Annotated in this window: 5 protein-coding genes and 2 pseudogenes; 4 read left to right on the forward strand and 3 right to left on the reverse strand. The window is 49.5% G+C overall.

What is annotated here, in order from left to right:
• The coding region (locus tag ADK28_RS27930; protein ID WP_048797261.1) for an Rpn family recombination-promoting nuclease/putative transposase at positions 1–642 on the forward strand (642 nt) is incomplete at its 5' end.
• Positions 643–1,117: 475 nt separating this feature from the next.
• Positions 1,118–1,267 (forward strand): hypothetical protein, encoded by a 150-nt coding sequence (locus tag ADK28_RS32600; protein ID WP_187181807.1) that lies wholly within the window; start codon positions 1,118–1,120, stop codon positions 1,265–1,267.
• On the opposite strand, the pseudogene ADK28_RS33475 reads toward ADK28_RS32600, so the two are convergent.
• Positions 1,240–1,512 (reverse strand): annotated as a pseudogene (locus tag ADK28_RS33475) (hypothetical protein); the annotation flags it as partial. The gene ADK28_RS32600 and the pseudogene ADK28_RS33475 sit on opposite strands and share 28 nt — an antisense overlap.
• A gap of 90 nt (positions 1,513–1,602) precedes the next feature.
• A complete protein-coding gene (locus ADK28_RS27940; RefSeq protein ID WP_048797263.1) occupies positions 1,603–2,421 on the reverse strand; it encodes a hypothetical protein in 819 nt (272 codons plus the stop codon).
• 1,174 nt (positions 2,422–3,595) lie between these two features.
• Between ADK28_RS27940 and ADK28_RS27945 the strand changes: the two genes are divergently transcribed.
• Positions 3,596–4,789 (forward strand): pyridoxal phosphate-dependent aminotransferase, encoded by a 1,194-nt coding sequence (locus ADK28_RS27945; RefSeq protein WP_048797264.1) that lies wholly within the window; start codon positions 3,596–3,598, stop codon positions 4,787–4,789.
• Positions 4,790–5,094: 305 nt separating this feature from the next.
• On the opposite strand, the gene ADK28_RS27950 is transcribed toward ADK28_RS27945, so the two are convergent.
• Complete coding sequence (locus ADK28_RS27950) at positions 5,095–5,520, reverse strand: RES family NAD+ phosphorylase (protein ID WP_048797265.1); 426 nt, start codon at positions 5,518–5,520, stop codon at positions 5,095–5,097.
• A 59-nt stretch (positions 5,521–5,579) separates the two neighbouring features.
• Between ADK28_RS27950 and ADK28_RS33210 the strand changes: the two are divergent.
• Positions 5,580–5,729 (forward strand): annotated as a pseudogene (locus tag ADK28_RS33210) (DNA recombinase); the annotation flags it as partial.

Here is a 5,729-nt window from a genome sequence, read left to right on the forward strand (position 1 = left end):
GACGCCGGGCACAAAACCCTGCCGCTGGTCATCCCTGTCCTGTTCTATACCGGCAAACGCAGCCCGTACCCTTACTCCACCAACTGGCTGCAGGAGTTTGATGACCCCACACTGGCGGAAAAACTGTACACCGGCGATTTTCCGCTGGTTGATGTGACGGTCATTCCCGACGAAGAGATTATGGGTCACCGCAGCATGGCCGCACTGACCCTGCTGCAGAAACATATTCGCCGGCGCGACCTGGCCGAACTGACCGACAGGCTGTCCGCCATTCTGCTGACCGGCTATCTCTCTTCGCCGCAGGTGATTTCGCTGATACACTATATTATCCAGGCCGGTGAATCGGCGAATGCGCAGGCATTTGTTCGCGAACTGGCCCTGCGGGTTCCGCAACACGAGGAGGAACTGATGACCATCGCACAACAGCTAGAACAAAAAGGTATCGAGAAGGGTATCGAACAGGGTATCCAGCTGGGTGAACAGCGCGGTATTGAAAGAGGGCGCCAGGAAGGTATCCAGTTGGGTGAACGCGAAGCGGCACTGAAAATCGCCCGCACCATGCTGGCCAACGGCCTCGATCGCGACGCGGTGATGACGATGACCGGGCTGAGCGCTGACGACCTGACGCAGATCCGCCACTAATCTTTTGCGTCGGGGGGCGGGCACGCCTGGAGGGTATCGCCGGCACACCCCAGGCCGAAAAGCGGTTTCTTGTTCGCGGGCTGGCACCGCCCAAAAGCAAAGGCGCGTTTACCGGCGCGTGGCCGAAAATACGGCCTGGACCTATTGTGGCGCCCGGCAGCGGCAAGCGGGCGGAACAGTCCGATCGCGTTCGGTTGACCGATGCGACCCAAACCCTGAAAGATCAGGGCTGGAACCATGATGTGATGGAGACACGGGAGTGGGTAGTCGGCGCGACGCGGCATGTCGCCTTTGCCCAGGACGCCAGCGGCATCCCGTCCCCTTGCGCATCATGGGTGACGCCGTCATCGTCTTCGTGTCATGACGGAATATGGCCTGAGCGCGAGGCGCGTCGACAGTGCGCCGGACAACCAGACGGTCGCGCTGGAGCCTGCGCCGCTGTGCGCCCTGCCAAACCGGTAAAAAGGAAACGCCGATGACAATGACCGATTTTCGCCGAATGGCGGCAAAAATGGCGCAACACATGCAGCTGTTGGACGTGCAAGGCGTTACGGAGCCGCACCAGGTGATTAACCGCATGAGCTTACTTCAAAATCATCAACGGGTTAGATCATTTTTGCAATAACACCCGCCAAGGAAAGTGAAGATCTGGAGATTGAGGTGCTTAGTGCGAACGGATTTGTATCGTTCAATCGGCGAGCGATATATGCCCCACAGGAACGGCGCCACGCTGGACAACCGTTCATCCGGTATGATGATCCTCTGGTTGCAAACGTCATCAATAGTCCGCCAGAGATAGATCCTGTTCCACAGGACGATTGCATCAACAACAAGGTTGAGGTCAGATACCCTGTAAGCCATCGCTTCGGCGAGCCTGTGACGCGTTCACCAGGTTGGTGAAGAAAAAGCAAAGGCGGTTGCGCTAAGAGTGGTAGCGCTCGTACCGCAGCAAGCCAGATATCATAGGTAACGGACATATCCTTGCTCACTGGTAATAACCTGAAGCAGTGCTGTGAGCATTGCGATGTTCTTAATTCGGTGTGATTCTGAGTAAGGAGCGGCTAGTAACATCCCGTCAATAGATAAGCCGTGATAGCCGGTATGCACCCAGCCTCGAAGCCGTTCTGATGCTTCGTGGCAACTTTGCCTGTGTATATCCAGGCGAGGGAGCGCTCTGGATATCAGTGAAGGCGCCAGCTTAATGTCATCTCCGATATAAATATCATCAATCAATGGCGCGAGAATAGTCGATATGTCCTCTTCTGTTTGTCTGGTATCTCCTTCGTCTCCCGGACTTGGGTAAAATGCCCCCAGATATTTCCCGTGTGCCTCGGGGGCCGATTTTACAGTGGATAGAATATTGTGCAGCACCTGCACACTGTTCTTTGATGAAGATGGCTGGTGAGATGCGGTGATTATTCTGGGGGGAAACACGGTGATGCCGTCAAGATCATATTCCAGGATATCACTGATAAGATAGTTGGCAATCTGGAGAATATGCTTGTCGCTGATATCACAAAAGCGTTCCTGTCCCGTCCCCCAGGGGAAGTCGTTTTCGTTGTAGGCCAAATGGAGACGAATGCCTTGTTTTTTCAAGTCCGTTAGCGTGTCCTGTATAGCCTTAAACCGGTGGGGGTTAAGCTCGCCGAGCATAACATAGGGGTGATAACGCAGCAGGACGTCGGTAAAAAAAGGCTGTTGGCGGTTATTAACATATCGGCCGATATTTCTAATTTCTTCTGCGTCAATACCTGTCAAAATCGCAGTAAATTTAAACATAGACAATCCTGGTGAAAAAGAGAGGAAATGCTGTTGGCAAAGGGAGATCCTGCCTTCCAACGAACTTAGTTTGTCTAATACTTGGGGGCAATCAAAAGCGTCGGGTCGTTTAATTGATATTGAGACGTATCTTTCTTAAATGCAGGAGGGATCACACTAGACTAGCCCAGGCTCTCCAGACACGGCGTTCCCCCTATAATGAGTAACTCGTCATCGAACCTGTGGTAAGACCCGGTGAGCGATAAATATGGGCGAAGAATCACGGGGGACAGAGCGCTGTTGGCATCTCCCCCAAAGGGAAAATTGCCACCGCGCAGAAAACACTTCAGCCTGGCAGGGTTACTTTCCATCTGGCGCGTCTTCAGAGTCTGAGGGCCAACCACAGATTCACCTGGTACAAGCGGCACCACAAAGGTGGTCTGACCTTACTTGCCGCAGGTTATATCGCCTGTGGTTGTCGCTGCTGAGCTGGCGGCAGCAGGGAAATTGATTAAAGCGCTGCGCCGATACAGTGGGAAAAACCATGGGGACTGAATATAGGTGAGATATCTGGATAGATAGGGGTAAATCCACTGAGGAATGGGGCATTGGATGTGTTGTGGAACTGCAACCATGCATAAACCAGGCGGATAAAAGTCTGGCGAAAGTGTGGGGGCCGTATAGTATAACCTCAGTGTTATCATTCGGAGTTTTTTCAAGATGTGGCAATGCAAATCAATACGAGCGACCAGTTCCACCCTATCGATATCCTATATTACAGGATGGCAGACAAGAGGGATGTTCGGCGAAAAGTGTGCATGTATACTGAGTAACCCCAGTCAGAGGGCATTCATGGCACCGGCTTATGGTTAACTCCGTACTAAGAAAAAGGTTATGGGTTATGCCATCACCGACGGCATTCATAATATGAATTGTCGAGAGGGAAATGTCATCCGTGGTCCCTGTGAACTCACTGATGAATATTAGCATGCACGGGTGAGTCGCTTATTTTTATTAATACCGAACTTACCTTATCTAAGGAGTAAAAAAATCATCTCTGATTATATTGAACGTTGTTTTCCTGGTGTTGTTATTCCTTGACCCTGAAGTTACGTATACTCCGTAAAAGTCAATGTATTAAACTCGTGCTTGCGAAGTCTTGAATTTGTGAACTTTTATGTTAAGGATATTTGCGATGGATTTATCAAATCGAATGAAAAAAATAAAGGGCTCTTCATCATCTGCACTTGCAGCTCGTGTTGCCGAACTGCAAAAGCAGGGGGAGGATATTATTTCTCTCAATATGGGTGAGCCGGACTTTGGAACTCCAGATTACATCAAAATCGCCGCCATCAAAGCAATCGCCGAAGACTTCACGTGTTATACGCCCAGTGAGGGAACCCTTGAGTTACGCCAGGCGATAGTAAGTAAGCTGGAAAAAGACAATAATATCAAATATATGGTTGATGAGGTTTGTACGTCGGTGGGCGTCAAGCAGGCTATTTTTAGTTCCCTGATGACCTTATGTGATGAAGGCGATGAGATTTTACTACCAACACCCTGCTGGGTCAGTTACACGGAAATGATTCATCTCACAGGTGCTGTTCCTGTATTTATTCCTGTAAAATACAATGATAATTTTTCACTTGACATTCAGGCTATAGAAAACGCCATCACCCATAAAACAAAAGCGATTATTATTGGTACCCCAAACAATCCAACAGGGGCGGTATATAGTGAGCACAGTCTTAGGCAATTGGCTGATTTAGCCTGTGAGCATGATTTTTATATCATATCAAATGAAATTTATGAAAAAATGATTTACGATGAAGCAACGCATTATAGTATAGCATCCATTTCGCCAGAGGTTCGCCGCCGTACTATCACCGTGAATGGAATGTCAAAAGCGTATTCCATGACCGGCTGGCGTATTGGTTACGCTGCTGCCTCGAAAGAGATCATTGGCGCGTTTAAAGCATTGCAAAGCCAAATGACATCATCGACCTGCTCTATTTCTCAAAAGGCTGCTGCTGTGGCATTAACCGGTGATCAATATCATCTTAAATGCATGATTAAGGAATATGACAAGCGACGTTTATATACGATGTCGAGACTGCGAGCTATCCCAGGTATTACCTGCTCAATGCCTAAAGGGGCTTTTTATGTTTTACCCGATGTTAGTGCCTATTTTGGTCGTTCGTTTTCTAATGTTACCATCAACAATGACATTGAGCTGGCACGTTATCTTCTTGAAACCGCCAGGGTGGCAGTTTCTCCAGGTGAGAACTTCAAACTTCCAGGTACGCTGCGTATTTCATATTCCCGTTCGTTGGACAGTCTAAAAGAAGCATTTGATAAAATAGAGTGGGCATTAAGACTTATCTTTTAAGTTGTTAATAAATAGCATTGGCGATCTTATGCTGACCTATTGCCAGCATGAGATACAATATTCAGTGAGTCATGTCAGAGCAATCACCCTTTCTTCAGGCTGACGAAAACACAGACGGCGTCTGATAATTCAGCATGGAGCGCGGGGGGCAGTGGTTATCATCTTTACACCATGCACTGAGGGTTTTCTGGCATGACTGACATCGAAGGAAACCATGTTTATTCAGGTATTTCATCGCGAAAGCGGTAAGCGTACAACGAGAGTCGCCTGCTCATCAGTTGACGTATTTGATAAAGTGGTGCCCATCAAAAAATTGAACAGTGCCCCAGCTCTTGAATACCTGCGCGCATATCAAACGGGAACGAAATAGTCTCAGCCTTCTGAATGATCCCGTAAAAATCCGGGTGTTCAGTATTTAACAGGTAGTTATATTCCACTGGCGATAGAGTGTTGGGGACACGCAGCGCTATCGAATCCTTGGAAAACCACCAGGCATCGCCGTATACGACCAGTGCTGGCGGTGCGTCTTCATCAGCCCAGTGATCAGGCAGCTCATTCATATCAGCGCTCTGCATCTGGTTATCTGGTACATCAATGCGCAATAAAGTGAAACACTCCAGAGTCTGAGCCGCATGCAGATGAATCCGTGTCTCCAGCAGGGCAAGCGATGCTGTGCCTGATGAACCTGCCGCAGAGTGCGCACGGATAGCGGTTGTCGCGCGCGCATCCACAGCCCATAATCCCCCCTGCAATCATCATCATGCTAATCATACCTTGGGAGGTAACGACCGTGAGTCAGCGAAAATACCTGACACAGACGGAAGTGGGGCGTCTGCTCGAATCGGCAAAACGACAGAAGGGCAACCCGGAACGGGACTACTGCCTGATATACATGAGCTTCGTGCACGGCTTTCGCGTCACCGAAGCCTGCCGCCTGCGC

Origin of the sequence: Serratia sp. 506_PEND (genome assembly GCF_001076875.1) — a bacterium.
Classification (GTDB): domain Bacteria; phylum Pseudomonadota; class Gammaproteobacteria; order Enterobacterales; family Enterobacteriaceae; genus Serratia; species Serratia marcescens.

Bases quoted from the DNA above. Each gene is read 5' to 3' on its own strand.
- ADK28_RS32600 (WP_187181807.1), top strand. From the start codon at position 1,118: ATGACAATGACCGATTTTCGCCGAATGGCGGCAAAAATGGCGCAACAC.
- ADK28_RS27940 (WP_048797263.1), bottom strand. From the start codon at position 2,421: ATGTTTAAATTTACTGCGATTTTGACAGGTATTGACGCAGAAGAAATT.
- ADK28_RS27945 (WP_048797264.1), top strand. From the start codon at position 3,596: ATGGATTTATCAAATCGAATGAAAAAAATAAAGGGCTCTTCATCATCT.